The 1543-nt window shown below is 58.2% G+C and carries 2 protein-coding genes; one reads left to right on the forward strand and one right to left on the reverse strand.

Annotation, left to right across the window (positions count from 1 at the left end; genetic code table 11):
* A partial coding sequence (locus ABX749_RS32475; protein WP_372899688.1) for a hypothetical protein occupies positions 1 to 186 on the forward strand: 186 nt, incomplete at its 5' end.
* Between the two features lie 280 nt (positions 187 to 466).
* Here ABX749_RS32475 and ABX749_RS32480 read toward each other — a convergent pair.
* A partial coding sequence (locus ABX749_RS32480) for a YifB family Mg chelatase-like AAA ATPase (RefSeq protein WP_372899689.1) occupies positions 467 to 1543 on the reverse strand: 1077 nt, incomplete at its 5' end.

Below are 1543 nucleotides of genomic sequence, written 5' to 3' on the forward strand. Positions count from 1 at the left end.
CATTTAGATTCTCTCCCTCTGGGAGAGACGGCGTTTGCGCAGCAAGCAAACGCCAGAGAGGGCTCATGCTGCGAACAGGGTTGGTCAAAAAATGGGTTGGTCAAAAAATGGGTTGGTCAAAAAATGGGTTGGTCAAAAAATGAGCTGGGCGTGAATTCGTCCCCGAGCAAGGCTCTTCTGTTTTGACCACCAAAATGTTTAAACCCAAGACCTCCCCATCTGGTACCGCGAAAGTCATCCGGAGGCAACACCCAACACGCGCTGCTCGTCTCCAAGTTCACGCTGCGAGGATGGGTCGACTCTGAATAAGAAGCAGAATCGATTTGGCAGAATGATGGGGTGGCAGAATGATGGTGGCAGAATGATGGTGGCAGAATGATGGGAGTACCCTCGCGGGTGATTTCCCGTCGGTCCACACAACATCATTCTGCCCCGAATCATTCTGCCATCCTTCTCGTCCGTCTACCTAAACCCACAAATCGCGATCGAGATTCCGATAATTGATCGCTTCGGCGAGATGGTTCTCGTTCAAATCCGCGTCACCGGCGACGTCGGCGATGGTTCGGCAGACGCGTAAGATTTTGTCGTGGGCGCGGGCGGAAAGCCCCATCTCTTCGACGCTGTGTCGCAAGATTTGTTGACACGACTTGTCCAGTCTGCAGTACTCCCGGACTTGGCGGCTGGTCATTTGGGCGTTGTAACGCACGCCCGACGGTCCGTCGGCAAAGCGTTCGGCTTGAACACGCCGAGCCCGTTCAACATCTGCACGCATCGCTTGGCTGGATGTCCCGGCGACCGACGAGGACGAGAGTTCTTCAAACGGCACCGAAGGGACTTCGATGTGTATGTCGATTCGGTCCATCAACGGCCCCGAGATTCGACTCATGTATTTTTCGACTTGTGGCGGCGTGCAATTGCAATTGCGTCGGGGATCGCTGCGGTAGCCGCAGGGACACGGGTTGGCCGCCGCGATCAGCATAAAGTCCGCTGGGAACGTGGTGCTGCGGAGGGCGCGGGAGATCGTGACGATGCCGTCTTCGAGCGGTTGACGCATCACTTCGAGTGTCTTGCGGTTGAACTCGGGCAATTCGTCCAGGAACAAGATCCCGTTGTGGGCTTTGCTGATTTCGCCGGGCGACGGAGGGCTTCCGCCGCCGACCAGTCCGGCATCGCTGATCGTGTGATGGGGTGAACGGAACGGACGCCGGGCCAGCAACGGCTGACCGGCCGGCAGCTGACCGAGCGCACTGTAAATCCGAGTCGTCTCGATCGATTCGGGGGCGCTTAGTTGTGGCAAAACTGTCGGCACGCGTTTGGCCAACATCGTCTTTCCCGAACCGGGCGGGCCGATCATGATCAGATTGTGCCGCCCCGCGGCGGCGAGTGTGACCGCGCGTTTGGCTGCTTCTTGGCCGCGGACGTCGCCGAAGTCGACATCGTAGGCACTGTATTCTTCGAACAGCTGTTCCAGACGACTCGGCGCCGGCGCGATGTCGATCTCCCCGGCGAAAAACGCGACGGCTTGCGAAAGACTCTCCACCGG

The organism is Stieleria sp., assembly GCF_041595215.1.
GTDB lineage: Bacteria > Planctomycetota > Planctomycetia > Pirellulales > Pirellulaceae > Stieleria > Stieleria magnilauensis.